Source organism: Desulfosporosinus orientis DSM 765 (genome assembly GCF_000235605.1).
Taxonomy (GTDB): domain Bacteria; phylum Bacillota; class Desulfitobacteriia; order Desulfitobacteriales; family Desulfitobacteriaceae; genus Desulfosporosinus; species Desulfosporosinus orientis.
Map to the genome: position 1 here is coordinate 4162818 of NC_016584.1, position 26112 is coordinate 4188929.

The 26112-nt window shown below is 42.5% G+C and carries 25 protein-coding genes; 8 read left to right on the forward strand and 17 right to left on the reverse strand.

All coding sequences use genetic code 11. The features are described 5' to 3' along the window. Positions 1 to 13: 13 nt before the first annotated feature. The 3 genes from DESOR_RS19390 to DESOR_RS19400 are packed head-to-tail and all read right to left on the reverse strand — an operon-like array spanning position 14 to position 1235. Positions 14 to 313 carry a hypothetical protein gene (locus tag DESOR_RS19390; protein ID WP_148265299.1) on the reverse strand — a complete coding sequence of 100 codons (300 nt, stop codon included), beginning with the start codon at positions 311 to 313 and terminating at the stop codon, positions 14 to 16. A 16-nt stretch (positions 314 to 329) separates the two neighbouring features. Then, complete coding sequence (locus DESOR_RS19395; RefSeq protein WP_014186288.1) at positions 330 to 776, reverse strand: SHOCT-like domain-containing protein; 447 nt, start codon at positions 774 to 776, stop codon at positions 330 to 332. A gap of 54 nt (positions 777 to 830) precedes the next feature. Next, a complete protein-coding gene (locus DESOR_RS19400; protein ID WP_014186289.1) occupies positions 831 to 1235 on the reverse strand; it encodes a DUF2089 domain-containing protein in 405 nt (134 codons plus the stop codon). A gap of 206 nt (positions 1236 to 1441) precedes the next feature. On the opposite strand from DESOR_RS19400, the gene DESOR_RS19405 reads away from it, so the two are divergent. After that, positions 1442 to 1768, forward strand: a complete 327-nt coding sequence (locus DESOR_RS19405; RefSeq protein ID WP_014186290.1) for a DUF1904 domain-containing protein — start codon at positions 1442 to 1444, stop codon at positions 1766 to 1768. Between the two features lie 12 nt (positions 1769 to 1780). Here DESOR_RS19405 and DESOR_RS19410 read toward each other — a convergent pair whose 3' ends face one another. Next, positions 1781 to 2707: a dimethylarginine dimethylaminohydrolase family protein gene (locus DESOR_RS19410; protein ID WP_014186291.1), complete on the reverse strand. Its 927-nt coding sequence runs from the start codon at positions 2705 to 2707 to the stop codon at positions 1781 to 1783. A gap of 155 nt (positions 2708 to 2862) precedes the next feature. Here DESOR_RS19410 and DESOR_RS19415 point away from each other — a divergent pair, with 155 nt between their 5' ends. Continuing rightward, positions 2863 to 3687, forward strand: coding sequence for an XdhC family protein (locus DESOR_RS19415; protein ID WP_014186292.1), 825 nt, complete (start codon positions 2863 to 2865; stop codon positions 3685 to 3687). Between the two features lie 121 nt (positions 3688 to 3808). On the opposite strand, the gene DESOR_RS19420 is transcribed toward DESOR_RS19415, so the two are convergent. Next, entirely contained in the window at positions 3809 to 4756 is a 948-nt protein-coding gene (locus tag DESOR_RS19420) for a ketopantoate reductase family protein (protein ID WP_014186293.1), read from the reverse strand. 168 nt (positions 4757 to 4924) lie between these two features. On the opposite strand from DESOR_RS19420, the gene amt reads away from it, so the two are divergent. The 4 genes from amt (at position 4925) to aspD (ending at position 10736) form a co-directional block, all read left to right on the forward strand. Next, positions 4925 to 6856: an ammonium transporter gene (amt, locus tag DESOR_RS19425; protein ID WP_014186294.1), complete on the forward strand. Its 1932-nt coding sequence runs from the start codon at positions 4925 to 4927 to the stop codon at positions 6854 to 6856. After that, a complete protein-coding gene (locus tag DESOR_RS19430; RefSeq protein ID WP_014186295.1) occupies positions 6846 to 7490 on the forward strand; it encodes a response regulator in 645 nt (214 codons plus the stop codon). Before amt ends, DESOR_RS19430 begins: the two co-directional genes overlap by 11 nt. 120 nt (positions 7491 to 7610) lie before the next feature. Next, positions 7611 to 8825: an ammonium transporter gene (locus tag DESOR_RS19435; RefSeq protein ID WP_014186296.1), complete on the forward strand. Its 1215-nt coding sequence runs from the start codon at positions 7611 to 7613 to the stop codon at positions 8823 to 8825. Between the two features lie 261 nt (positions 8826 to 9086). Next, positions 9087 to 10736 (forward strand): aspartate 4-decarboxylase, encoded by a 1650-nt coding sequence (gene aspD, locus DESOR_RS19440; protein WP_014186297.1) that lies wholly within the window; start codon positions 9087 to 9089, stop codon positions 10734 to 10736. A gap of 151 nt (positions 10737 to 10887) precedes the next feature. Here the strand turns inward: aspD and DESOR_RS19445 are convergent, their stop codons facing one another. Then, positions 10888 to 12018, reverse strand: a complete 1131-nt coding sequence (locus tag DESOR_RS19445) for a bifunctional 3-deoxy-7-phosphoheptulonate synthase/chorismate mutase (protein ID WP_014186298.1) — start codon at positions 12016 to 12018, stop codon at positions 10888 to 10890. Between the two features lie 13 nt (positions 12019 to 12031). Then, a complete protein-coding gene (locus DESOR_RS29480; protein WP_042331433.1) occupies positions 12032 to 12289 on the reverse strand; it encodes a hypothetical protein in 258 nt (85 codons plus the stop codon). Between the two features lie 214 nt (positions 12290 to 12503). On the opposite strand from DESOR_RS29480, the gene DESOR_RS19455 reads away from it, so the two are divergent. Together DESOR_RS19455 and DESOR_RS27495 are read left to right on the forward strand one after the other, a co-directional pair. Continuing rightward, positions 12504 to 12689 (forward strand): ferredoxin, encoded by a 186-nt coding sequence (locus tag DESOR_RS19455; RefSeq protein WP_014186299.1) that lies wholly within the window; start codon positions 12504 to 12506, stop codon positions 12687 to 12689. A gap of 242 nt (positions 12690 to 12931) precedes the next feature. Then, positions 12932 to 15472 carry an HD domain-containing phosphohydrolase gene (locus DESOR_RS27495; protein WP_158309053.1) on the forward strand — a complete coding sequence of 847 codons (2541 nt, stop codon included), beginning with the start codon at positions 12932 to 12934 and terminating at the stop codon, positions 15470 to 15472. On the opposite strand, the gene DESOR_RS19465 is transcribed toward DESOR_RS27495, so the two are convergent. The 10 genes from DESOR_RS19465 to DESOR_RS19505 form a co-directional block, all read right to left on the reverse strand. Beyond that, complete coding sequence (locus DESOR_RS19465) at positions 15457 to 16524, reverse strand: HD-GYP domain-containing protein (RefSeq protein WP_014186301.1); 1068 nt, start codon at positions 16522 to 16524, stop codon at positions 15457 to 15459. The two genes, DESOR_RS27495 and DESOR_RS19465, sit on opposite strands and share 16 nt — an antisense overlap. Positions 16525 to 16637: 113 nt before the next feature. Next, positions 16638 to 18731 (reverse strand): PAS domain S-box protein, encoded by a 2094-nt coding sequence (locus DESOR_RS19470; RefSeq protein ID WP_014186302.1) that lies wholly within the window; start codon positions 18729 to 18731, stop codon positions 16638 to 16640. Between the two features lie 221 nt (positions 18732 to 18952). Beyond that, entirely contained in the window at positions 18953 to 19135 is a 183-nt protein-coding gene (locus DESOR_RS30865) for a 4Fe-4S binding protein (RefSeq protein WP_014186303.1), read from the reverse strand. Between the two features lie 218 nt (positions 19136 to 19353). Continuing rightward, positions 19354 to 20034, reverse strand: coding sequence for a hypothetical protein (locus DESOR_RS19475; RefSeq protein ID WP_014186304.1), 681 nt, complete (start codon positions 20032 to 20034; stop codon positions 19354 to 19356). 209 nt (positions 20035 to 20243) lie between these two features. Continuing rightward, positions 20244 to 22553: an acetate--CoA ligase gene (gene acs, locus DESOR_RS19480; RefSeq protein ID WP_014186305.1), complete on the reverse strand. Its 2310-nt coding sequence runs from the start codon at positions 22551 to 22553 to the stop codon at positions 20244 to 20246. Positions 22554 to 22669: 116 nt separating this feature from the next. Next, positions 22670 to 22882, reverse strand: a complete 213-nt coding sequence (locus tag DESOR_RS19485; protein ID WP_014186306.1) for a hypothetical protein — start codon at positions 22880 to 22882, stop codon at positions 22670 to 22672. A 33-nt stretch (positions 22883 to 22915) separates the two neighbouring features. After that, on the reverse strand, positions 22916 to 23104 hold the full coding sequence (locus DESOR_RS19490; protein WP_014186307.1) for a hypothetical protein: 189 nt from the start codon (positions 23102 to 23104) through the stop codon (positions 22916 to 22918). A gap of 194 nt (positions 23105 to 23298) precedes the next feature. Beyond that, the gene (locus DESOR_RS19495) at positions 23299 to 24702 is read right to left on the reverse strand and encodes a HEAT repeat domain-containing protein (RefSeq protein ID WP_014186308.1); all 1404 of its coding nucleotides are present in this window, start codon (positions 24700 to 24702) and stop codon (positions 23299 to 23301) included. Next, entirely contained in the window at positions 24702 to 25304 is a 603-nt protein-coding gene (locus DESOR_RS19500; RefSeq protein WP_014186309.1) for a 2-oxoacid:acceptor oxidoreductase family protein, read from the reverse strand. The genes DESOR_RS19495 and DESOR_RS19500 overlap by 1 nt, the downstream gene beginning before the upstream one ends. Beyond that, complete coding sequence (locus DESOR_RS19505) at positions 25304 to 26110, reverse strand: 2-oxoacid:ferredoxin oxidoreductase subunit beta (protein WP_014186310.1); 807 nt, start codon at positions 26108 to 26110, stop codon at positions 25304 to 25306. The genes DESOR_RS19500 and DESOR_RS19505 overlap by 1 nt, the downstream gene beginning before the upstream one ends. Positions 26111 to 26112: the final 2 nt, after the last annotated feature.

The window sequence follows — 26112 nt, forward strand, 5'->3', positions numbered from 1 at the left end:
ATCTTTCCTCCCTTCACTTCAAGCTTATTTTAACTGTTACATCTCCAGCTTCGACGCGGACTAGATCCAGACCTTTATACTTGGAAAGATCGTTAATCACGATCTCAACAACTTCAACTAACCCCCTTGGCGTTACTCCCTTCGTCCAATTGAGGTGCTTGTGGACCTTTTTATCTTGGGATTGCGGCTTGCGCCGTAATAGGATTTCTCCTACCCATGCCAAGTTCTTTGCAGCTCTAAAAAAATCTTTGACAACCCAAACAGGGACGGGAAGTGTACCATTAAAACGCTTTGGGACTTTGACCTGAATCATGAAGAACAGTGCGGATTTATTCCACATACACTTCTACCTTTATTTTTCCTTCGGTCGGGTCAGCAACTTCTACATCGACAATCCTGCCATCCAGACTGTCCTCGAGAATACGAGCAAGTCCTTCAACATCCAGATCCTTCAAGTCCAACCCCTTCTTTTCCAGCTCTTCCCGCTTATCAGCAGGGACAAAGCTCATAGCGTAGACCACTAATTTAGAAGCTGAACGGATTAGACTCAGCGGGACGTTTACATTCACCTTTAAGGATTTTTCTCCCACCACTCGAACACGCAGGAAACGATCACCAGACAACTCTTTTTTCAGGAGCAACGGACTGTCATAAATCGGCCCTGATTCTTTCTGAGCGTTTCCCTCTTCTACCGCTTTTAATAAATCCATTCCCTCTGCCGCTGTAAGTTTTCCTTCTTGAATCATCTCCAGGATCTTCATCATTTCACTGCTCATAAATACTCTCCTTTTCAACTTTTTATTTCTATTCTTTGTTAATTTCAATCCTGCTTAAGTCCGTTTTCTCATTTGCTGTGCTGCTCCCTGAGCGGATATCTCCCCTCGTTCCAAAGCTTCTAGAATCTCCCGTCTGCGTATACGTTCCTCAGGAGAATTTTCCTTGTTAGCCTCAGGTTCTTTTTCCTTTTCCGCTCCATAGCCAAGAGCCTCAATAACACTATCCAAGCGGCTGCGAACTGTTGGATAGGATATACCCAGTTCCTTTTCTACCTCTTTGATATTTCCCCGACAGCGAATAAATGACTCCACGAACACTAATTGTTCTGAGGGCAGCCGGCAAAACTTACAGGAACTAAATTCGCCTTCTATTTTGGTGGGACAAAATGTACAGGCAAGTTTACTAATTTTCATTTCATGGTCGCAAACCGGGCACCGATGAGGTATTTTGTAAGCCAAGGTCATCACCTCTGTATTAAAAGTTCAGCAAAAGATCTTTTGTAATTATGATATTAACTCTTCACATTAATATTGTCAATGTTATTCTTAAGATATTTAAGATCCAAATTAACATTATTAATTAGTTTCCTATTTTGGATTGGTATATAGTATAATTGCCTATGAAAAACCATGTTCTATAAAAAAGCTGGGAAAGAAGGATTACTATGCCTCAAATCAAAGTACGCGGAGTCGAGATAGACACTATTTGCAAGTTAAGCGGCCCTTTAATTAATGAACTGGCTGAATTAACTGGGTCGTCCCAAGACGATTTTACTCTCGAATTGCTTAATTCCGCCTTTATAGCGAATGGAGGGGTTGTTCCAGGGTATCCGTTTGTAGAGGTCGCTTGGTTTGACCGGGGACAAGAAGCTCAAGATCATGCGGCAAAAATCATAACCCGCCTGATCCATGAGGCGGGTTATCCCAGTGTCGACATTATGTTTACGATTCTTGACAAATCCCGATACTATGAGAATGGAGAGCATTATTGATCAATGAGGGGGTCAGGCACGCCACAATCTTAAGGTAAGACATAGCAAGCTTCCACCCCCAGCTAACAGAGCTTGGGGGTGAAATTCGATGATTTGGACACCCCGCTGCTGTAATTGTTTTTTTGTCTGATTGCTTAAGGAGATATCATAGTGAATAATCACATTGGGTTCAAGGGGTACAAAACTGCAGCCCCAGTTCTGCTGTTCAACATCGCTTAGTTCTATGAGTTCCATATTTTTCGATTCTAAGAATTTCCGCATATCAATTTCTTCTCGCCTTTCCTTGCTGATAAGATAGGTTTCAAGAAAGGCAGGAGGGAAATAAACTCCTAAGTTCTCACTAATTCTATTAAAAATCATATCTCCATGCATAAATCTCCTGGCCTGGGGGGCTTTAATATAGATAACCTCTTTAAAGATTTCTAAAGCTTTCTCAAAGAATCCCTCAATAGTATCAGGGTTAAGCCGCTCAGTATCAACTATAATTAATGTGTCAGGAGACAGCACCAAACATCCTTCAAACTGGTCATGATCCTCAAATTCATGAAAAATCGGGATGCCGAGATTTGTCAGCACTTCTTTTACTACTTCCTCCTCTCCCGCTCGGGTACCCGGACACATTTCCGATAGAATAGCGCCTTTACTCGTGACCACCGCAACATCGTGGAGGTAAGCCAGATTGGGAAGTTTGGACAATAAGTCCTTTGTCTTCTGGACGTAATTTCTTACTTCTAAGACCTGGACACCATGGGCTCTTAAGAGCTGGGCATATTGTTCATGCTCCATGATATATTGATCAACCTTTGGAACATTATTAAACAAATGATACTTATAATTCCCTTCCGTGACAGAAGGGAGGGATTCGACCGGATTGTGGAGCAAAACTTTCTTTAATCGCGCTAACTTTTCGATACCATATTCCGTATGTATTTCATTCATAGGTTTACTCCTAGCTTAAATTACATAATCAATTGTTGAAAACCATTAAATAGGATGTACCATGGGATATTTATCATACATCTGCCCTTAAGACAATTCCGGAGTTCCAACATGTTGGCAAAGATCAAAGGCAATCATACTTGGAGGTGAAGATAATGAATAATAATGTCATCCAAATTCTGTCCCAAACCCTTGAAGAACATAAAGAAGCTGCTCTGGTTCTAATTACCCGAACAAAGGGTTCCAGTCCCAGAGGGGTTGGCAGCATGATGCTGGTTGACTCTAACGGCGGAATACTCGCTGGCACCATCGGAGGCGGGGCTGCAGAGTCTGCAGCAGCTTTGGAGGCAGCTAAGTGCCTCAGGCAAGGTCTATCAAAAACCATAAGCTACGAATTTGAGATTGAATCCCCTGATCCCCAAAAGCTTGCTATGGTTTGTGGCGGAGAAATTGAACTGTTTATCCGCGTTTTCAAACAGACGAATCACTTGTTAATTGTCGGCGGAGGGCATATTGCTCAAGCTCTTTATCAATTAGCAGTGGTTTTAGGCTATTATATTGCGGTCATCGACGATAGACCGGAAATCCTTACCAAAGAACGTTTTCCCTCTGCCTCTGAGCTGATATTGGGGGATGTGATTCAAGAACTTAGGGACTATCCATCCCACGAGCAGACATCGATTGTAATCTGTACTTACAATCATACCTTGGATGAAGGAGCTCTGGCGGCGGCAATTGCTAAACCCAACCGCTATCTGGGAATGGTAGGCAGCCGCAAAAAGGTGGCCTTGTGTTTTGAACATCTGAAAGCTCAAGGCTTCCTCCCTCCCGACTTAGATAAAATTCATACTCCCATCGGCCTTAAAATCGGCGGTGAAACCCCTGAAGAGATTGCCCTAGCTATCTTAGCAGAAATCCAAGCTGTCAAATATAAAGAAAACTTGGCTGCGCCCAAAGACACTGTCTTTGCACGAATATGACTTCTTGCAGTATAATAACGAAGTTTTATACTTTCTGACAGTACGAAAAGAACCCCCTTGCTAAGGACTGATTTTCAGACCTTGGCAGGAGGATCCTTTTACAACACATTTATAATAAATTTTATGTGCGCAAACTAAAGCTTTCTTTTGCTTTTACCATTGCCACAACAACTTCGTTGACGGGTACAGCGACTCCAGATTCCTGGGCTAATTTTACAACAGCGCCGTTCAATGCTTCAATTTCAGTTCGCCGCCCACTCTGAATATCCTGGAGCATCGAAGAGTGATGAGCGGAAGTGGGTGGTATTAATTTGGTATAGAAATTCTCCAAATAAGTTTGGGCATCCGGCCAAAACATGTAGATTTCTCTTGTTTTAAGCAAATCGAATATTTCACTGACAATTTTATTCATTAAATCCCGGGTAACAGGTTCCTCAGCTAACCGTCCATAGCTAACTTCAAAAACGGCACCCAGAGAATTAAGTGCTGAATTATAAATGATCTTTCCCCAAATATAGTTCATAATTTCTAATGATGCTTTTGTGGGGATTAGGGCATTGCGGAAAATCTCCGCGAACTCTTCCAGTAATTCAAACTCAATAAGGTTTTTAGGCGAGCCAATCATCACATCATCGGCAATTACGGTTACTTTTGATTCGCCCGGAGCTAGGGTCTCTACCCCAAAAATGACTCGTCCTAAAATCAGCTTGTTCTCTGGCAGGAATTTGGCAGCTGCTTCAAAATTTCCATACCCGTTCTGCAAGAGAAAAATATAGGTGTCTTTTCCTGCTAAGGGGGATATTTGCTGGGCTATCTCTTCAGTAACGAAGGATTTTACAGTGACAATAATCAAATCAAATTTCTCGTCGGCAAGTTCCGAAACATCTGCTGCCACTCTGCCTAGTTTCGCCTGGTGCTCTCCCCAGATTCCCGTTATTTTTACCCCATTTGACCTGATCTTATCTATACTTACCGGTCTGCTAAGACCAGTCACTTCATGGCCGGCTAACGTTAATAAACAAGAATAAACCGTGCCTAAAGCCCCAAGGCCAATGACTAATACTTTCATGTCCTTTCTCCAATCATGCTTAATTTGTTGTTTACGAGAGTGTTATTTCCTGTACTCCATATTTTCGCTATCAGCCCGGATTCTCCTTCTTGCCATTACCCTGTTGCATTAACCTAAGAAATGCTGCAAATGCTAGATTTAACTCTAACCAGGAGATTGAGTGTTAACATGAATATTAATCACCTCTGGCTTATAGTAAGCGCCTGCTTTGTCTTCTTTATGCAGGCGGGTTTCGTTTGCTATGAAGTCGGCTTTATTCGATCTAAAAATGTGATCAGTGTTGCTATCGAAAATATTCTCACCTTTGTGATAACAACCTTAGTTTACTGTTTTTTGGGGTTTGCTCTCATGTTCGGCCCCACTCATTTTGGGATTTACGGGTCAGACTACTGGCTGCTCAGCCATCTTTCCCTCTCTCAGAATCCCCTGGGATTTGTCTTTGTCTTTTTTGAATTAATGTTTGCCGGAACAGCCGTAACTATTGTTTCCGGCAGTATGTCCGAAAGAACCCGTTTACTTCCTTTACTCATCGCCGCCGTATTTCTGGCAGGGGTTATTTATCCTTTATTCGGGCATTGGGTTTGGGGCAATCTCTTTATTGATCAGCCCACCTGGTTAAGACAAATAGGTTTTATGGATTTTGCCGGAGCAACTGTTGTCCATGGAACGGCAGGCTGGGTTTCTTTAGCCGGGATTATTGTTGTCGGATCACGGAAAGACCGCTGGGATGCTACAGGAAAGCTCATAAAACTAGGGAGATCAAATATCCCTTTCGCCGCCTTAGGAACCTTTATTTTATGGTTTAGCTGGTTCGGTTTTAACGGTGGCAGCCTCTTGGAGTTTAACGACCGTGTAGGTTTGATTCTCTTGAACACAAACTTTGCAGCAGCCTCCGGGGTTGTCGGGGCTATTTTAACCAACCGTTTCTTTATCAAAGATCACAGTTATATGGAAGCCATCTTTATGGGGGCCTTGGGCGGGTTGGTTGCCATAACTGCCGGTTCCAACTACCTGCAGCCCCTTGATGCCGTTATGGTAGGATTTATATCCGGTTCAATTGTTGCCTTTTCGGGCTTATGGCTGGAAAAGCTCGGCCTGGATGATGCCGTCGGAGCAGTATCCATTCACGGCTTTGGAGGTGCTGCAGGAACCATCTTGTTAGCTTTCTTTGCTCCATTGGAATTTCTGGGCGGGCAAACTCGCCTCGTCAAAGTTTTAGTTCAATTCGCCGGGGTCGCCGTTAATTTTCTTTGGGCCTTTGGCCTGGGGATGCTGATGTTTTACCTAATTAACAAAAGCCTTGGTTTGCGGGTCAGTGAAGATGAAGAAGAGAAAGGCCTAAATATCGTTGAATTTTCGGATATATATTCCTGGCAAGACTATTTAAAAATGACTCATTATGAAAGCTTAACTCAAGACCTCAGCGGCAAAATCCAAGTTCAAAATCAATTGTTACAAAAGCAGGCCAAACTGCTGGTGGAAACTCAGGAGCAAGAACGTGTAAAACTAGCTAGAGATCTGCATGACGGTGTCGGCCAATCCCTGGCTGCCTTAAAGCTGCAGCTGGGAATGATCGCTCAAAAAGTAAAGTCTGAACATGGTGATACCATGCTGAGCGGGCAGGCTGAACGTACCGTCAATTTAGCTGCAGAAACTATTGAAGAAATCAGAGGTGTCTTATTTAATTTGAAGCCAGCTCTTCTTCAGGAAAAAGGGTTATCTGCTTCGGTAGAGATTCTATTGCAAAACCTAAAAGATTCAAGGGGCATCACTTTCGCCTATAATCTATTGGCACCGATGCCTGCCTGGGAAGAAGCTGAAAGCTTGAATTTATACCGGATCATTCAAGAATGTTTAACCAATATTTTGAAACATGCTGAAGCTACTGAAGTTATGATTAACTTTAGCAAGCTTACCAGCAGTCTGTATCTTTTTCAAATAAGTGATAACGGCCAAGGTTTTAACAAGCATGAAGTGCATGCCGGAATAGGCTTGAATTCCATCCAGGAAAGACTCCGCATGCTCGGCGGAAAGCTGGAGATTATCACAGAAGAAGGAAAAGGGACAACCCTAATGATGGAGGTGCCTTATGAGTATTAAGGTTTTTTTAGCCGATGACCATAAAATTCTCCGCGAATCTCTTATCATTTTACTTCAGCAGGAAAAAGATATAGAAGTTGTGGGGGAAGCCGCAGATGGCCAGCAGGCAATCCAGGAAATACTGCGTTTAAAGCCCGATATCGCGATTTTAGATATTTCCCTGCCTCGCCTCAACGGTTTAGAAGTCGCGGCACGTCTCAAAAAAGAAGACCCAGCGCTTAAGCTAATTATTTTAACTATGCACAAAAATGAAGATTTCGTGGCTAGAGCCTATCAACTGGAAGTAAACGGTTACGTCTTAAAGGAAAATGCCTTGGAAGAACTGCTTAAGTCAATCAGGATCGTCCAAGCAGGCGGAATTTATCTTTCTACGGATATTACCTCCACTGTCGTGGCTGGATTTGTCGCTAATTTCAGCCAAAAGGAAAAGAAACCCGAGCTGATTTCTTCCCGGGAAAGAGAAATCCTCCAGCTATTAGCTGAAGGAAACAGTAACAAGGATATTGCTCAAATGCTCAGTTTGAGTTTAAAAACTGTGGAGACTCACCGCTCAAATATCATGCACAAACTGGGCTTTAAAAATATTACTGATTTGGTTTTGTATGCTGTCCGAAATCATATAATCGAGCCTTGAAGCACAAGCATAAATACATAAAAATAACTGCTAAAATACAGGATTTCCCCGATAACTTTAAACACTGCTTTTAGTTAAGATATAGGTACTATAATAATCTTGACTAAGGAGGATTTTAAAATGATCAACAGCGGGGACACAGCCTTTGTTTTAATCAGTGCTGCCTTGGTATGCCTGATGACACCAGGACTAGCCTTCTTTTACGGCGGCCTGGTGCGCAAGAAAAACGTTTTGACCATTATGATTCAGAGTTTTATTTCCATGGGAATTGTTACTGCCATTTGGGTTCTCGGAGGCTTTAGTCTGGCTTTTGGTCAGGATGTCCATGGCATCATCGGCAATTTTCAATACTTTGCTCTCCAGGGCGTGGGGATGAGCCCCAACGCAGCTTATGGTCCTACTATTCCATTTTTAGTGTTCTTTATTTATCAAGAAATGTTTGCCGTTATTACCCCCGCTTTGATTACCGGGGCTTTCGCCGACAGGGTTAGCTTTAAGAGCTACTTAAAGTTTTTAGTCCTTTGGAGCATTCTTGTCTATATCCCTTTAACCCACTGGATCTGGGGCGGCGGTTTCTTGGCTCAAATGGGTGTGGTTGATTTTGCCGGCGGAATTGTGGTCCACGTTAGTGCCGGGATAGCAGCTCTGGCTTCCGTCTTTTTTGTAGGCAAACGTGTGATTCTCCCTGGCGAAAAAGCAACGCCTCATAATATTGCCTTTGTGGCCTTAGGAACCGGACTCTTATGGTTTGGTTGGTTTGGCTTCAATGGCGGCAGCGCTTTAGCAGCTAATGGAATTGCCGCGACGGCCTTCGTTAATACGGATATTGCCGGCTCCATGGCTATGATTACCTGGCTGCTGATTTCCTGGATTCATGAGAAAAAACCAACCATGGTTGGTGTTCTGACCGGTGCCGTAGCCGGTTTGGCAACCATTACACCGGCAGCCGGTTATATCCGTCCTTGGGCAGCAGTCATTGTCGGTATCCTGGCCTCTATTGTCTGTTATTTGGCAGTCCAAGTCCGCATTAAACTGGACTGGGACGATGCTCTTGATGTTTGGGGGGTTCATGGTGTCGGCGGTATTCTTGGCTCCATACTGGTAGGTGTCTTTGCCGTTTCAGCCGTGAATGGGACAAGTGGTCTTATCGAGGGCAATCTTCATCAATTTCTGATTCAGACCTTTGGGGTGGTCTTTACCGGTCTCTATGCCTTTGTTGTCACTTATGCCATTCTCAAAGTTATCAATATTTTTGATACTGTGCGCGTACCTCAAAAAATTGAAATACAAGGTCTGGACTCTTCCATCCACGGGGAAGTAGCCTATGAGTTGTAATCTCCTTCTGGTCTGAAGATAAGACACGAAGCTGTAAACTTATAGAATTAGGGCAGCGATTCCATAAATCTGGTTTCGTCTGCCCTTCTCTATTTATAACTTGGTATAGTCTATGATTTTCATCTCACACTTGCAGAAGTGACAGGATTACCAAGGTAAATAATTGCTGTCTTATGTATAAATGCTTCAAGTACCGTACAGAGTAGCATCAAAGCAATAATCTTTAAGAATGTGCAGGATAATTACAAAGTTCAGGAAGGAATGATCACCATTAGCAATAACACTATCCTTAGTAAGAAAGAGGAAAACTCCTATGAGCATCTCAGCCCTTTTGAACTTAAAGACAAATTAATTAGCCTCGCTAATAAGCATGGAGATACAAGTATCTGGTCAATGCTCAACGCCGGGAGAGGAAATCCTAACTGGATTGCTGCAGCCCCCAGGGACGCCTTCTTCACCTTAGGGCAGTTCGCTGTAACTGAAGCCAGCAAAGTATGGCAGGAAAAAGACCTGGCCGGCATGCCCCATACTGAAGGAATTGCCAATCGCTTTACGGCCTTTCTGGATAATAATCCTGATGCTCCCGGCACAAATCTTCTTAGAGAAAGCATTGCTTATGGAATAACTCATTTAGGATTTGAAGCCGATGCATGGGTCCATGAACTGGTGGATGGAATTATTGGCGACAACTATCCGGTGCCGGATCGCATGCTGGTACACCTGGAGCAAGTTGTTCATGCCTATTTGATTCAGGAAATGTGCAACCACACTCCTCCCCCCGGCCGCTATGACCTCTTTGCTGTCGAAGGCGGAACCGCCGCCATGTGTTATATTTTTGACTCCCTGATTGCCAATAAGTTGCTGTCAGTGGGGGATAAAATCGCTTTAATGGTGCCGACCTTTACCCCCTATCTGGAAATTCCTCATTTAGCCCGCTACAATTTTGAAATTGTACGGATTAATGCCCTGGAAGTAGACAAGAGCGGAATCCATACCTGGCAGTACACCGAAGATGAAGTTGCCAAGCTTGCCGATCCCTGCATCAAAGCCTTATATGTTGTCAATCCCAGCAATCCCCCTTCCGTAGCCATTCGGGACACATCAAAAGAACAGCTTATTGACATCGTTTATAACCATAATCCCAACTTAATGATCATCACTGACGATGTCTACGGAACATTCGTGGATAACTTTCGCTCTCTGATGGCCGAGCTGCCCTATAATACCTTGGGAGTCTACTCCTTCTCCAAGTATTTCGGAGCCACAGGCTGGCGTCTGGGTGTTATCGCCTTACACCAGAACAATGTTTTTGATCATCTCCTTCAAAATCTCCCCCCTGATAAAGCCGAAGCTTTATCCAAACGCTATGGCACTATTACCTTTCATCCCGAAAAGCTGAGTTTTATCAACCGCATGGTAGCTGACAGCCGCCAAGTCGCCCTCAACCATACGGCAGGATTATCCACCCCCCAACAGGTTCAGATGGGACTTTTCGCTTTATTTGCCTTACTGGACAAAGAGAATCACTACAAAGAACTGACCCAGGAGATTTGTCATCGCCGGCAAAAGCTGTTATTTGAAGGTCTAGGTTTGGATTTGCACACGGATAAATTTGATGCCTCCTATTATAACCAAATTGACTTACTGGTTTGGGCCAAAGCAAAATACGGCCCGGAATTCTGTGAGTACCTGCAAGCCAACTACGAGCCCACAGATTTTCTCTTTCGCTTAGCCAAGGAATCGTCCATTGTCCTGCTTAACGGCAGCGGATTCGGCGGTCCTAAATGGTCGATCCGCACCTCCCTGGCCAATTTGGATGACGCAGCCTATCAAAAAATTGGTGAAACCGTCCACAAAACCTTTGAGGAGTATGCTTCAGCTTGGCGCGCCTCCAAAAAACCTAAAAGCTAGCCTCGTTAAACAAAACTGTAAAAAACTACTCACAACTCAAATACAGTTATCCCTAAATTATTGGTTTTACTTCCTTGAACAAGAAACAAAAGGATTTGCCAAAACTCTTTGCTTTGACAAATCCTTTAACCTTTTTAACTGGTTCCTAAGTTTACCTACCTCCCAAAGGCAATTCTATGTCTGATTCCTGGAAGAGCTTGCTTTTTATCTGGCATTGAATGCCATACTCGAAAATCAGAGGGTATATCCGCTTAACCAGTTCCCCTGGGACCTCTAGTTCTGCGGCCAAGGCCACTAAACGCTGGAGAATTTCTTTTTGCCGATTAGAATCCTTAACCTGATCCAGACGCTTTTGATCTCCCATTCGTTTGACGACTTGAATTCTCTCCGCCAGTTTTTCCAGAAGGCTCTCGTCAATCCTGTCAATCCTGGCCCGCAGGGCTTCCAGGGTGTCTTCCCTCCGGCCAAAGGTGAAACTCCTTTGTACTGAATCCGCCACAGGCTCAAGTTCTTGAGCTAAGGCCATAAACTGTTCCGGAGTCAGGGACTGAGGTCCGTCACTGCTGGCCCGGTCGGGGTCAGGGTGAGTTTCAATCAGCAAGCCGTCTGCCCCTGCGGCGATGGCGGCTTTGGACAGGGAGGAAATCAAATCCCTGCGCCCCGCTGCATGACTTGGGTCAACAATGACCGGCAGGTGGGAAAGACTCTTGGTTACACCCACAGCACTCAGGTCCAGGGTGTTACGGGTGCTGGGTTCGTAGGTTCGGATTCCTCGCTCACAAAGAATTACCCGCTGATTGCCGGAGGCTAAAATATATTCGGCAGCCAGCAGCCACTCTTCCACGGTCGCCGATAACCCTCGTTTGAGAATGACCGGTTTGTTGATGCTGCCAACAGTTTTAAGAAGTTCAAAATTTTGCATGTTGCGAGCACCGATTTGAATAATATCCACTTTATCCACGACCAAATCCAGGCTTTGCCTGTCGATCACTTCCGTTACACAGAGCAGGTCTTGTTCTTTAGCAGCCTGAACCAGATAGTTTAGCCCTTCCAAGCCCAGACCCTGGAAGCTGTAAGGGGAGGTACGGGGCTTAAAAACTCCGCCGCGCAGAATCTTCCCCCCCGCATCTTTCACTGTTTTGGCCGACTGGCTCATCTGTTCCCTGGATTCAACAGCACAAGGCCCGCCCATAAGGATTATCTCCCGGCCTCCTATGGAGACCCCCTTAACCTCTACCACACTTCGTTCTGCTTTACGTCCTGCTAATAAAAGATCCTTCACAATAATACCCTCCTCAAATTGGATCATTTGCGGGGCTATTTCTCTGCACGCTCCATTCCCGGCAGTCAATGAATAGAACGAAAGTGGCCAAAAACAAAACGCCTATCCCAAAATAAGGACAGACGTTAATCTGCGGTACCACCTTAATTGATGCACAAATAGACTGCATCCTCTTCTGCAGAGTGCCATCACACCCTTTGCCCTTTAACGCTGGCTTTGCGTCGGCAGCTACTAAAGCATAAGCTTTTTCGCTCCGCCCTCTGAGGTCCATTTGCCCGCTCCGTTACCTGCCAGGCTTCCACCTCTACCCGGCTCTCTGTGCGGCTGGTCTTGCGGTTTTACTTCCTCATCAACGGTTTCTATTATCATAGCATTCTAAGGGGCAAATATCAACCTGGAAATTTATGATTGACTCTTCCTTGAGTTCCGGTTATTCTAGCTTTAATTCGTCGACTTGATTATTAACAGGAAGGGAGCATTTATGAATGTTTGCTACAGTAAGCGCGGAATGTATTGGCTGCGGCGCCTGTACAGAAGTTTGTCCCCAGATTTTCAGAATGAACAGTTACGATATTGCTGAAGCCTATACAAATCCCGTTCCGGCAGATGCTGAAGAGTGTGCTAAAACGGCGGCTAGGAGCTGTCCTGTTTCTGCCATCATTTTAGAGTAATTTTACCATAACGGACACTCTGATGTTGCCTTCTGCTTGGTTCAACATATACATAGATTTTGTGGAACAATGAACCTCAAGGGAATCCCGACCAACGGCTAACATATATACATACTCTCATCATAAAAAGCGATTGCTTCGAACAATCGTTTTTTTGCTTCACCCATCTCATGAAAATCCTGTCAAGACTAAGAATGAAGGTTTTTACGAAAAGATGTCGAAATACTACCAATTATCAAATATTGGACAAAGATCCCCAATTAATCTTTAAAAGACAGCATTTAGAGGTGAGCAGTTTGAAGGTTAGACATAAAATTTCTCTAGTTGCGATCTCCAGCTTATTTCTTGTGGCACTTTTATCAATCATTCTGCTTAGAGGACTATTTTTGAATTATGCTGAAAAAGTAGAAAATACTATAGCAGATCAAGACTTTAACCTGGCTATGACGATTATACAACGTGAAGAATCTTCTTTAGAAAGCACCGCCATGGATTGGGCCTATTGGGATGATACGTTTAACTATCTTAAGGGGACCAATAGCAGCTACGTTAATGTGAATTTACAAGATAACACGTTGACTGCTTTAAATCTTAATTACATGGGTTTTTTTGATCTTAAAGGAAATGCGGTTTACACAAAAGTATACGGCATTGATCCAACAAAAGAGAATTCCTTTAAAGAAGAATTACTTCAAGGATTGCAAAAGAAAGCAATTTCTAAAGTTTTTCAGTCTGACCAAACTCCTATTACAGGTCTTTTGATGGTTTGCGGACAACCTTTGCTTATATCTATATCTCCCGTGACGACTTCGGACCAAAAGTCTCCCTGCAACGGATTTTTAGTCTTTTGTAAGGTGATTGATCAAACATTTCTTGATTATCTTAAAGAAGTCTTGAAGGTGAGTATCCAATTTAGCACAGCCCAAGACCCCGAAATTTCGCAGGTCTTAAAACAGGTTGATCAAAGCGTAACCTTTGCTAATGCGATTTTGAATGTCCAGAAAACAGCGAATTCAAGAAAAAGTTATGCTCTAATTAATAATGTTTACAATAATTTAAACATATTTATGGTTCTTAATGCTCCAAGGCCTTTATATATCTATGGGTTAGCAATCATCAATTACTCTAGTATCGCATTCATTGCAACCTTTCTAGTAATTACTTTCCTATGTTTGTTTGTCTTAGAACGTTTAGTGTTCCAACGAATCGAAAAACTTGACCGATATATGAACACTGTAAGAAATGGGAAAAAGCTATCCGAAACGATTTCTTTACCCGGAAAGGATGAGATATCAAATCTTGCTGCCAGTGCAAAAAATATGCTTCATGATCTTGATAATTACTATGAAGAAATAAAAACTAATGAAGAACGTTTTAAATTGATTATGGAAGCAACCAACGATGGCTACTTTGATGCAAATCTATTAATGAATAAATTTTATATTAACCCTGACTGGCTTAAGTACTTAGGTTACGTGAACTGCAGCAACTATCTGGATTATTATCAAATCCTTGAATTAATACATCCAGAGGATAGAATTCATTTTCGAAATGCTATGAATAATTGCCTAAACGGTAATGTTGAGAAGCTAAGCTTAGAATACCGATTGCGATGCAATTCCGGAGAATTATTATGGCTTCAATGCCGAGGGAAAATCGTAGAATATGATAATGATAAGAAACCGAAACGGTTAATTGGTACTATCTCAGATATTACTCAACGCAAAAACTATGAGACAGAAAACCTTTATTTGAGTCAGACTGATATGGTTACGACACTAAAAAATAGGACGTTTGTAGAAGTCCTCTTGGAAAAAGCAGATAAATGTTTATTATGTGATAGTTGGATCATATTGGGTGATGTCAATGGACTAAAACTTGTCAACGACACTTTTGGGCACCAAGAAGGAGACCGACTCTTGCGTGCTATAGGAGACATTCTAAAAAAATGCTGTTCATCTGAAGATATTCCTGCTCGATGGGGCGGAGACGAATTTATTATTTTTATAAAAGACAACCAGGCGGACTATGTCGATAACTTGATTTGGGAGATTAAGAACGAGTGTTCAAATATGACAGGTTATCAAACCCCAATCAGCATTTCCTGGGGACGTGCCAAAAAAGATAGTCAGCATACAGATATCAAAGCAGTTATAAAACTAGCAGAAGAAAGAATGTACCGAAATAAACTTCTGGAAAGCCAAAGCGCAAAAAGTTCTATCTTAAGGTCACTTGAGCAATCTCTGCATGAAAAACATATTGAAACTGAAGAACATACTAAGAGAATCGCCCAATTATGCGTACAGATAGGCAAAAGAATGGGCCTGACACAGGAAGAACTTGATGAAGTGGCTCTCTTAAGCCTTCTACATGATATTGGAAAAATCGGCATCCCAGAGGCCATCTTGCTAAAGCCGGGTAAATTAACCCAAAGTGAATGGGAAGTAATGAAAACTCATTCCGAAATAGGCTACCGAATCGCTGTTTCAACTCCAGAATTGGCGCATGTTGCCAATGAGATCTTGTCCCATCATGAACGATTTGATGGCACTGGTTATCCACGAGGTTTAAAAGGTAAAGAAATACCAAAGTTATCCAGACTTTTGACCATTGTTGATTCCTATGACGTTATGACTCACGTTAGACACTACAAAGAAGCCATGAGCATGGAAGCTGCCGTCCAGGAAATCTTTAGGTGTTCCGGAACACAATTTGATCCAGAAATGGTAGAACAATTTCTGGGCATCTTGCATGAAGATGCAATAAACTATTCTATAATGTAATCAATAAAAAGAGTGCGCTCCTCTACGAGATTATACTCAATAACTCGCAGCTGTTTATAATTTATCTTCCCGTCAAATGCCTCAAAAACGCGGACAATAGGACGTGTAGGCAGCCCTTTGTTCTGTCCGACAACAACTCCTGTTTCTCCATTGTTAAGCTTGACTGTATACCCTGTGGGATATGCAGCAACGTACTTTAGAAAGACATGAATTAAATCTTGACGGAAACGCATACCAGCATTGGCCATAAGAATTTCACAAGCTACATGAGGCAGAACTCTGGGCATCCCCGGCGCACCATGAATAAGACAATCATAAAAGTCAGCAATTGCTACTATTTCAGCCAATGGGTGGATATCAGAACCTTTTAATTGGCGAGGATAACCTTTGCCATTTGTCCATTCATGATGCTGATAGGCCATATGGGCAATAATAATACTTGTTTTTGCCTTTTTGCGAATTAACTCATATCCCTTGCTTGTATGAGTTTGGTATAAATCTTTTTCTTCGTTTGTTAAAAGACCACGTTTATTGATTAACTCCGAGGGCAACTCCACAATTCCCAAATCATGAAGCAAGGCCCCTTGAGCAATATCATTCAGTTTATCAATAGGTAAACCTAGACCTTTTCCCAAAACACACGATAAGACGCAGACGTTTACAGAGTGAGCATAGATGCGATTATCAATATTGCGCATATCCATTAAACTGATCATAATGTCTTTTTGGAAAAGAATGTCCTGAACAATATTACTTACAGCGTCTTTTATATTGATTTCTTTATCCTTTTCGAATTGGATATTTTTACAAGCTTTTTCAATGGCAGCCATAGCTGCATAACGATGTTGATCGGATATAACATCCTCTATGATAATGTCATTTGTTAAATCATCTTCTATATAGACCCCATAGAGACCCAATTGCATTAATCGATCAATATACTGAGATTTTAAAGCGACGCCTTTTCCTAGCAAAATTTTTCCATCTGAAGAATATATTTCTTTAGCCAGAACATCGCCTTCTTTTAGACGGCCTACGCTTACTTCTCGCACTGTCCTTCCTCACTTTTCCCCATATATTAATGAATTGGAATCACTGATAACTATGATAAAAAATTCGCCACAAACCTCTTATATCCTTTATCGTAATTAATTATCTTAAAACTTTAGCTATCTGATTGCTTTAAGGCAAATTTCATGAGAAATGTCGTTCCTTGCTTCCCGGTTTGAGCCGTTATTTTGGCGTTGTGCCGGGCTGCAATTCCAAAACAAACAGCTAGTCCCAAGCCCGTTCCCTTATCCTTAGTCGTTAAAAAAGGAGTTCCTAACCGATCAATAACTTCCGGGCTTATGCCCTCCCCTTCATCTTGAATCGCTAGAACTACATTCTGTTCATTCAGGAACGTTCTAATGGTAAGGCAACCGCCTATATCCATTGCCTCAAGTCCATTTCGAGTTAAGTTAAGAATTACCTGGCGAATTTCTTTATGGTCCAGAAACAAATCCGGAATGGCTGTTAACTCTACCTTTATCAGCTTCTCCTCACTTGTTGCTTCTGCTTGAATCAGCGGCAAAATACACTCTATGATATCATTTAGATTTTGGCGAGCAAATTCTGTGGTTTTCGTCCTGCTTATAGAAAGAAATTCTGAAATAATGGCATTGGCCCGGTCAAGTTCACTGATCATAAGGGGAATATATTCGCTGTATTTATCAGTATTCTTTTGTTCCCCAAGAAGCTGCAAAAACCCTCTGACCGTTGTCATGGGATTTCTGACCTCATGTCCTATGCTGGCAGCCATTTCGCCGACCAATGCCATTTGGTCCATACGTATCATTTCTTTTTCCAGCTTTCTTTCTGCCGTCACATCTTTAATTATGTTTGAAGCTCCAACGATTTTGCCGAAATGGTCTTTAATAGGAGACACAGTATAATATACATTAATAAGCTGACCATCTTTCCTTTGACTTATGGTTTCATAGTGAGTCATAGGCAGGCTTTGGGAAAGAATATTACAAAGTATTTCATCAAACTCACATTGTTTATCTTGAGGAATTAATTTCATAATAGATTTGCCGACAATCTCCCTTTCAAGATATCCGAAAATACGCTCAGCTCCTCTATTCCAATCCAAAATTATGCCATTTGGATCCATCCCAATAATCCCGTCATCCGTCGACTCAACAATGGATGCGAATCGTAAGGCTTTTTCTTCAATCTGGCTGCGTTCACGAATTTCCGCCATCAGGTATCGGTTTGTAATACTGCTTGCAACCTGATAGATTACAAATCCCATAATGATCAAGGCTATTACCCCGATTACGATGGCAAAATCACGTATGCTATTAGCCTTTGACAAGATTTCTTCCACGGGAATTCCTACAACCATGGACCATGGCGCGGAAGTCCTCCCGACACTTATGGGCAGATAAATTTCATAAACGCCATTGCGAGTGGTTGTATAGCTTTCGCCAAGCCTAACTGCTTCTTTTCCTTGCAGGTTTTGCATTGTTTTGCCAATTTTGTCCGCTTCGTTGTGGGCAACGTACTTTCCTTGATTTGATAAAAGCCTGGCATAGCCTATTTCTAATGGCCTTATTTCAGAAACCACCTTTTGAATAGTATCTAGGGTAATATCAACTCCTACAACTCCAACAAAGGTATTGTTTACAACCAACGGAACAACCACGCTGGTCAACAAGACATCCTTTCCGGCAACAGGATAGTAGTAGGGCTCCATAATCGTTTCTCTTTTTGTTTCCCTTGGTATCAGATAATATTCTCCTGCACCTTTTATACTATAATTCACCAGAGGTTCTAAGTGGGGTTGACCGTTAAGTCTGCTCCAATAAGGAATAAACCGCCCTGTCCCATCATATCCCGGCTTATTAATATATTCACTATCTTTTCCATCAAGTGCATTAGGTTCCCACAGTGTCCAAGCCCCAAAAAACTTTGGATTATCCTTCAAAACATTGATCAAGATATTATTCAATACCTCTCTCTTGGTCCCTTTTGTTAAGGCAACCTCCTGAAAAGTGTACGACAGTGTCCTAACAGTATCCATAGAAGCTTCCAGCTCTGCTTGAATGAAATTACTATTATTTCTGGCTGTTTCTTCTGCAACCTGATAAGCTAAGGTTTTCGCCATCTCAACTGAATTCATAGATAAAATGGCAATAACTAAGCTTAAGGACATTAGCACTACTAAGCCCATAGATATTAAAAACTTTGTTCTTAGATTCAGGCTTTTAAACATACGAAATCTCCTTACCCTCTCCTCTCTGAATAGATCCATTATATCACTTTATTTCCAAGAACATTATCAAATTCGACAATTATTCCGCTATACTAATTCCTTTCAAACTAATTGCTAATGCCAGATATATATGGTCCGGCGGCTTCTGCTCAGCAAGAAGATAACAAGGTCAGAACGATGTCTGACCTTGTTTTTGGAAGAATCACAAATAACCAAAAGCCTCATTCACTTTGTAGGGCCCCCATGGGGCAATATTTCGTACATTTCTTACAGCTGATGCATTTTTCCTGATCAATAGTTGGGGCGGTGAATCCAATTTGGAGGATTGCTCCCACAGGACATACTCTTATGGCAGGGCAGGGATGATTTTGAGGACACCTATTTTTATTAACAGTAATATTCATCAAATACACCTTCCTTTGTACATATACCCCGTATGGGTATCTAAAGTATAGAATTTAAATTCATAATTGTCAAGAGATGAATAACTGCAAATAGCATCCAATTTTGTTAGCAACTATTCATGATTTTCACATAGCAGGTGCGAAGCCGCGGGCCGTCTACTCAAACAAGGGCTGAAACAAACTCTATCGTTCATTCCAACCCCATGTTTATTGTCTATTTACTTATTAATCTTTGCCAAAAGCTGTGAACGTTTACTGGACTTAGTTTTTTCATAGACCTTCTCTGTGTCACTAATAATGTCTGTGGAAAGATTGTTGGCAATTAAGTCCGATTTCATGGCATTTAAAGTGCTATAAAATTGACTATCCACATTTGCTTCCAGCATCGTCCCCGCTTGTATATATTTTTGTACAAACTCGGAGCGCTTTAAGGTCCCGGCCTTTTTGCTCTGCTTATACTCTTGAACTGCCGCGGAATAGAGAGTATCCAATCGGCTTAAAGCCACATTTTGCAAATAGTCAAACTTAGGCTGATATTTATTAATGATGGTTTGTTGGGTAATCTGGGGCTTAACCTCCGTTCCCTTACCGGTAGTTGAAGGAGAACTCTGCTGGTTTCCGCTCAGAGTTCTAGGATTATCAACGGATAAATTTCCCTTAGTAGCTGAAGCATCTGCCAATCCAGTAACCGGGTCCTTTTCTTGGGGATCACTAACGCTTTCTGAATCTCCCCCTTCGTTTTCATAATCAAAGGAATTAAAGAAATCTGACCCAAATTGATTGGTTAATTCCTGTTGAATTTCTGGGTCAGGCTTGAAATAGTGGTTATATCCCCAAAAGCCTCCCAAAGCTGCAACAATAATGATACCGACGGAAATCTTTAGAATTTTGTTTCGCATAGTATCTCCAAAAGTTTATTTTAAATTTTCCAACATTATAGCATATTAACATACTGTCTTTATAGAACTTATATTTATCAACAGTGTATTGATTAGAAACTTTGATAATACCAACTTTCTATTGCAAGCATACCTCCTTTAGGTTCATTTAAATAAAGTTAAGGACAGCTAAACCCGTATTTTGTGGCTGCTGTCCTTAATTTAAGCTCTTAACCCTCGTATCCGCAGAAACATATTTGTCCTTCTTCAGATAAGTCATCCGTGATTTTGGCCTCATTAATTACTGCATGACTAAAATCCGGTGTCCCATCTGAGAAGATAGCTTCAATTGCATCTTTATTATTGAGCATGAGATTAGTGACAGCGGAAACCACCTCTGGAACAGAGTTTAGTCGCTCTATCCATTGAAAGCAATAAAAATGAGTACTTGGATGAGGTAACCCATCTTTAGCCGGTGTAGCATACCAAACTGTATAACTATACCCTTCATAAGTCTCATCTTTACAACGATTAAAGATAGCAGTGTCCGGAATTGAGATTCGATACCTGCCAATGCTAAAGGCAATCTCTTGGCCCAATCTCTTCTTAGGTTTGACGTTTTCTTTCAGAAAGTTAATGACTGAAGCATCCGCTAAGGTACTCGTGTCACCCATCGTCCTGCCTTCGGCGATATCTTTAAGAAGACGTCTCATGATTTTCCCGCTTCGAGTCTTTGGCAATTCAGCGGTCAAAAATATGTCATCCGGCCGGGCCAAAGAACCTATTTTAACAACCACATGAGCTTTCAGCTCGGAGATCAGCCCATCATGGATGGTGATCCCTTCTTTTAAGCTAACGAAGGCAAATACCGCCTGGCCCTTAACCTCATGAGTCCTGCCCACGCAAGCAGCTTCTGCTACTGCAGGATGATCCACTAAGGCCCCTTCAACCTCCGCAGTACCAATCCGATGTCCGGAAACATTAATAACGTCATCGGCACGCCCGATTATCCAAAAATAGCCGTCATCGTCCCACTTTGCTTCATCCCCGGTAAAATACACGCCTTTGAACTGCCCCCAATAAGTGTCTGCATAACGCTTGTCATCGCCGTAAACTGTTTTAAGCATGGACGGCCAAGGTTCACGGACCACTAAATATCCGCCTTCTCCCTTGGGAACCGGTTCTCCCAGGTGATTGACGATTTCAATCTGCACCCCTGGAAAGGGAACTGTACATGACCCCGGCTTTAAAGGAGTAATCCCAGGTACAGGCGTCATCAAAATCATACCGGTTTCAGTTTGCCACCATGTATCGACAATAGGGCAGCGTTCTCCGCCGATATTCTTGTAATACCACATCCAGGCCTCAGGATTGATGGGTTCTCCAACGGAACCTAACAGCCGCAAACTTGAAAGGTCTCTACTTAAGGGATAACTGGCCCCCCATTTCATAAACGTTCGAATGGCCGTTGGAGCGGTATATAAAATTGTAACCTTATATTTCTCGACAATTTTCCAATAACGATCTTTTTCGGGATAATCCGGTGCCCCTTCATACATCAGGATGGTCGCCCCATTAGCCAGTGGCCCATAGACTAAATAGCTATGCCCGGTAATCCAGCCGATATCCGCGGTACACCAGTAAACATCTTCTTCTCTGAGATCGAATACCCACTGATGTGTGGTTGCTACCCCAACCATATAGCCCCCGACAGAATGAACAATCCCTTTAGGCTTTCCTGTTGTCCCACTTGTGTAAAGAATGAACAACATGTCATCAGAATCCATAGGTTCGGCTGCACAAACTATTGGCGCTTCCTTGATAGCTTCGTGATACCATACATCTCGTTCTTTTTCCATGTTCGCGGATAAACCGGTTCGCTGAACAACAATAACTTTTTCAACAGAGGTCTTAACTTTAAGGGCTAAATCAACATTTTCTTTTAAGGAAAGAATCTTACCGCGACGATAACTTCCATCGGCAGTTATGACAATCTTGGCACCTGAGTCTTGAATTCTATCCCTTAATGCTTCATAACTGAACCCGCCAAATACAACGGTATGAGGAGCACCTATTCTTGCGCAGGCAAGCATGGCAATCACAGCCTCAGGAATCATGGGCAAATAAATTGTAACCCGGTCTCCCTTTTCTACTCCATAAGACTTTAATACATTGGCAAACTGTGATACCTCACGATGAAGATCTTGGTAAGTCAAAACTCGCCGGTCTCCCATTTCGCCTTCAAATATGAGCGCAGCTTTATTTCTTCGAGCTCCATTTAAATGCCGGTCCAAACAATTATAAGCTGCATTCAATTTTCCGCCTGCGTACCACCTGGCAAAGGGATGATTCCATTCCAAAATTTCGTCCCATTGTTCAAACCAGTCTAGCCGTTTCCCCTGTTCTCCCCAAAATTCCTTACTCTCCTTGCCCAGGTCGTAAATTTTAGGGTCTTGAACTACAGCCTTAGTGCTAAAGCCTACAGGAGGGTAAAACAACCGTTTTTCATCCAGCAATCCTTCGCGGTGTTCATCTTTCATATAACAGACCCCATTTTTTATTTTTGTTATATTATACTCCATTATTAGGCACTTAAATAGCCATAAACAAGTAGGTTGATTATAAAAAATGCAGTTCATCCGATAATTGATTAAAATTATTGTTTCATATAATGAAATCCAGTTTCACAGTTATAGCATAAATCATTAGCTTCAATGGCTTTTTTAATCTTAGCCCTCAGCTCATTAGTCTTTTGACAAAAACGCTCTTCGCTGCGGGCACTTACACACTCTGGCTTAATTTCTTTGCCCCCTAGTGACAGCTCGCTCATTCCTGAGCCGCTTTTTTTATCAATGCGTTCAACTTTCATTTTGAAAACCTCCTCCTTTTTAAGTTAAAACCATTATTGTTCTATATAATGAAACCCAGTTTCACAATTACAGCACAAATTAAATGCGTCCATAACTTTTTTGATTCTGGTTCTCGTTTTGAGGTTGAAATCGTTTTTGTTATTCTGAGCAGAATTCATGGTCTCTGTAGATTTAGGTTGGTCAATGACAGCTTCTTGAATCTTTGCTTTTTGTTCAGCCATAAAATCACCTCCTCGTAATCCATAGTTTACTTGTTTCAAATAGTAAAACCCAGTTTTACAAACTATTAAAAGTATACTAGCATATTTCAAGGCAACTTACAATGAATTTTTTTTATTTTCCAACAAAGCTTAGAACAGAGGAAAAAACCACTACAAGCAGTGGTTTTTTACGGCAGCCTATTCGCTTTTTCAGGTTAATAATTTGAGTTTTCAAGTTTTCCCAGAGCTTTCCGGGCCAGCTCCCTCACCTTCACGGATTCACTATAGTCCTCTGCAACTTTAGATAATTCCGGGATTGCTGAAATATCCCCTACATCGCCGAGAGCTTGAGCTGCTTTTTCCTTAACCCCAGCCACCGGATCATGCAATAGCTGGATCAGCAAGGCTGCCGCCTTTCTATTACCTATACGTCCTAAAGCTTCACAGGCTTGAGCTCGAATCAAGCTGTCATTATCCTCCAAACATTTCAGCAAAATTTCAAAGGATATTGGGAGCTCAGCAAAAGCCTTTATTAAGTGAATATCCACTCGCCTGCTAACCTGTTGATAGATGCTGTTTAAAAGTTGAAAGCCTTCTCTATCCTTAAGTTCCCGTAGAATCCAATCAATCATGCGCAACAAGACTGCCTCATTTTGACTCAATAAAAGACTCTTGGCAAGTCCAAAATCACTTATTGAGATAGCTCTCTGCAATTGTTCTCCAAGTTTAGGAAGCAAAAATCCAGCAATGGTTTGCGCACTTTTTTCACTGAGGGTTAATTTACCCCCTTTGTTTTTTTGAACATAATGGAGTGCTATAAGACCATCAATTGCGCATGAGAATAGGTTTGCTCTCTGATCGCCCCCTAAGACTCCCGTACCCGGTCCCCACCTGCCGGCACTTTCACTCATGGCGGAAACCAAAGAATTCTCATCCAACCTGCCCTCATGAGTATGGATAATTTCCAGAAGTGTCACCAAATCAGGCACAGGCAAGGGTATACCCAGATCCAAAATCACTTGTTCAAGAATTAGACGCTCCTTATACAAGGGTTCACCTTCAACGGCAGTCTGAAACTGATAAAGAAAGCTCAGTTGTTCAAAACCGAATTCTCGCAGTTCCGGATTCTGCTGGCATTCCAATAAACTTGCCCTAGTATTGACAATAAAGGCCTTAATTTTTTTTAGTCTTAGAATCAGTAAATCCAAATAGTCCAGAGGATAACCTGTTTTTTCCGCAATATTTGGCAAGGATTCACCACCAATCCAAAGGCGGAAAATCCTGCGCCAAGGCTCCTTGGGATCCGTTATCTGCGGACGCTTAATAATCCTTTGGGCCGGCTCGAGCAAGTCTTTAGCTAAATCTGCAACCACAGCAGAAGGATTGGCAAACTGGTTTTTCAGCTTCCATTGAATAATCTCGGCAAAGGTGGAGTTTGTAAGCAAATCCGCATTGTTGCAAAAGCAATGGATGAGATCCGGAATAATCGTTTCATTAATATATTTCAGAGCAAGGGGACTTCTCGGCCCTCCCCACTCATCTAATAAGACAGCTGCCAAACTCTCCCCTAAGCTGGTTAAATCATTCTTGCTCCAGCCCCAATTTACTAAATCCGCCACTACACATCACCTTCATTTTGCCAGCGTTCATTTTCTTTTAGATCCCCGGCATTTTCCTGCAGGTCTCCAGCTTTCAATCCCATTTGCCAGCCAATTTCCAAAGCCTTAGTATTTTGAGCTGCAGTTCCTTTGGGAGCCCGTTCCTGTACAGCCTGCAAAACATTTTCCTTGGGTATCTGACCGCTTAAAGAAGCCACTACACCAAGAGCTAATACATTGGAACTTTGTTCAGAACCGAAGTGAACACGGGCAGCCTTGGTAATCGGCAGAGAATAAAAATTTCTGCTTCGCGGCTTAACTTCAGTGACATAGGAATCATCAACGATGAGTATTGCCTCTTCATTGAGATGTAAACCATACTTTTTATAGGCCTCTTGGCTAAGGGTTAACACAAAGTCCGGTCTTTCCACTTTAGGATAATAAATAGCCTCGTTGCCGATGATGACTTCCGCCCGGCTGGCACCTCCCCGGGCTTCAGGACCGTAGCTTTGACTCTGGGCAACATTTTGACCGGCATTAATCCCGGCTTCTGCCAGCATAATCGCGGCTAATATCAGTCCCTGTCCGCCCGTCCCTGTTAACAGGAATTCTTGCTTTGCCATCAGCGACTGACCTCCTTTAACTTCTGCCTAAGTTTTTCATACTCCTGAGTATATTCCGGCCTTTCCCCTTTAAATATCTCGCCAATCTGGAAGTCCTCTTCATGAGCTGGGGATTGTCCTGCTTTGAAGGCATGCTCTTTTTGCCAGAGCAGCATATCCGCAGGGGTTTTAAACTTATTTCGCCGGCCGTAGGATACAGGGCACTGTGAAATAGCCTCCACTAAGGAAAAACCCGGATTATTATAGGCATCAATCACTAATTTCGTAAGCAGCTGATTGTGATAAGCCGTTGCCCGTGCCCCAAAAGTTGCACCCGCTGCTTTTGCCAGCTCCAGAACTTGAAATGGGCTCTCCAAATTCCCAAAAGGAGACGTAGTTCCTCGTTTGTCATGGGGAGTCAGAGGGGAGGTTTGCCCTCCTGTCATACCGTAAATGCTGTTATTGATCACGATGGCTGTCAGGTCAATATTGCGTCTGGAAGCATGAATCAAATGATTTCCGCCAATGGCTGTGGCATCTCCATCCCCCATAATAACAAAGACATCCAGCTCCGGGCGTGCTGTCTTAATCCCTGTTGCAAAGGGCAAAGCCCTGCCATGAGTAGTATGAAGGGTGTTAAAGTCCAAGTACCCCGGCATACGGGAAGAGCAGCCAATTCCAGAAACAAAAATCACCTTGTTTTGATCCAGCTGCAAGGTTTTAATGGCCCGGATGATGGCTGCGGTAATGGTCCCGATCCCACAGCCGGGGCACCAAATGTGCGGCAGGGTTTCTATTCTAAAATATTGAGCGATATCATTAAACATTT

Excerpts from the sequence above, each read along its gene's own strand:
- DESOR_RS19430 (WP_014186295.1), top strand. The coding sequence starts at position 6,846 with ATGAGTATTAAGGTTTTTTTAGCCGATGACCATAAAATTCTCCGCGAA.
- DESOR_RS19420 (WP_014186293.1), bottom strand. The coding sequence starts at position 4,756 with ATGAAAGTATTAGTCATTGGCCTTGGGGCTTTAGGCACGGTTTATTCT.
- amt (WP_014186294.1), top strand. The coding sequence starts at position 4,925 with ATGAATATTAATCACCTCTGGCTTATAGTAAGCGCCTGCTTTGTCTTC.
- DESOR_RS19475 (WP_014186304.1), bottom strand. The coding sequence starts at position 20,034 with ATGCGAAACAAAATTCTAAAGATTTCCGTCGGTATCATTATTGTTGCA.
- DESOR_RS19455 (WP_014186299.1), top strand. The coding sequence starts at position 12,504 with ATGTTTGCTACAGTAAGCGCGGAATGTATTGGCTGCGGCGCCTGTACA.
- DESOR_RS19410 (WP_014186291.1), bottom strand. The coding sequence starts at position 2,707 with ATGAATGAAATACATACGGAATATGGTATCGAAAAGTTAGCGCGATTA.
- DESOR_RS19485 (WP_014186306.1), bottom strand. The coding sequence starts at position 22,882 with ATGAAAGTTGAACGCATTGATAAAAAAAGCGGCTCAGGAATGAGCGAG.
- DESOR_RS19500 (WP_014186309.1), bottom strand. The coding sequence starts at position 25,304 with ATGGCAAAGCAAGAATTCCTGTTAACAGGGACGGGCGGACAGGGACTG.
- aspD (WP_014186297.1), top strand. The coding sequence starts at position 9,087 with ATGATCACCATTAGCAATAACACTATCCTTAGTAAGAAAGAGGAAAAC.
- DESOR_RS19470 (WP_014186302.1), bottom strand. The coding sequence starts at position 18,731 with ATGTTTAAAAGCCTGAATCTAAGAACAAAGTTTTTAATATCTATGGGC.
- DESOR_RS19490 (WP_014186307.1), bottom strand. The coding sequence starts at position 23,104 with ATGGCTGAACAAAAAGCAAAGATTCAAGAAGCTGTCATTGACCAACCT.
- DESOR_RS19395 (WP_014186288.1), bottom strand. The coding sequence starts at position 776 with ATGAGCAGTGAAATGATGAAGATCCTGGAGATGATTCAAGAAGGAAAA.
- acs (WP_014186305.1), bottom strand. The coding sequence starts at position 22,553 with ATGAAAGATGAACACCGCGAAGGATTGCTGGATGAAAAACGGTTGTTT.
- DESOR_RS30865 (WP_014186303.1), bottom strand. The coding sequence starts at position 19,135 with ATGAATATTACTGTTAATAAAAATAGGTGTCCTCAAAATCATCCCTGC.
- DESOR_RS19390 (WP_148265299.1), bottom strand. The coding sequence starts at position 313 with ATGATTCAGGTCAAAGTCCCAAAGCGTTTTAATGGTACACTTCCCGTC.
- DESOR_RS29480 (WP_042331433.1), bottom strand. The coding sequence starts at position 12,289 with ATGGACCTCAGAGGGCGGAGCGAAAAAGCTTATGCTTTAGTAGCTGCC.
- DESOR_RS19415 (WP_014186292.1), top strand. The coding sequence starts at position 2,863 with ATGAATAATAATGTCATCCAAATTCTGTCCCAAACCCTTGAAGAACAT.
- DESOR_RS19405 (WP_014186290.1), top strand. The coding sequence starts at position 1,442 with ATGCCTCAAATCAAAGTACGCGGAGTCGAGATAGACACTATTTGCAAG.
- DESOR_RS19505 (WP_014186310.1), bottom strand. The coding sequence starts at position 26,110 with ATGTTTAATGATATCGCTCAATATTTTAGAATAGAAACCCTGCCGCAC.
- DESOR_RS19435 (WP_014186296.1), top strand. The coding sequence starts at position 7,611 with ATGATCAACAGCGGGGACACAGCCTTTGTTTTAATCAGTGCTGCCTTG.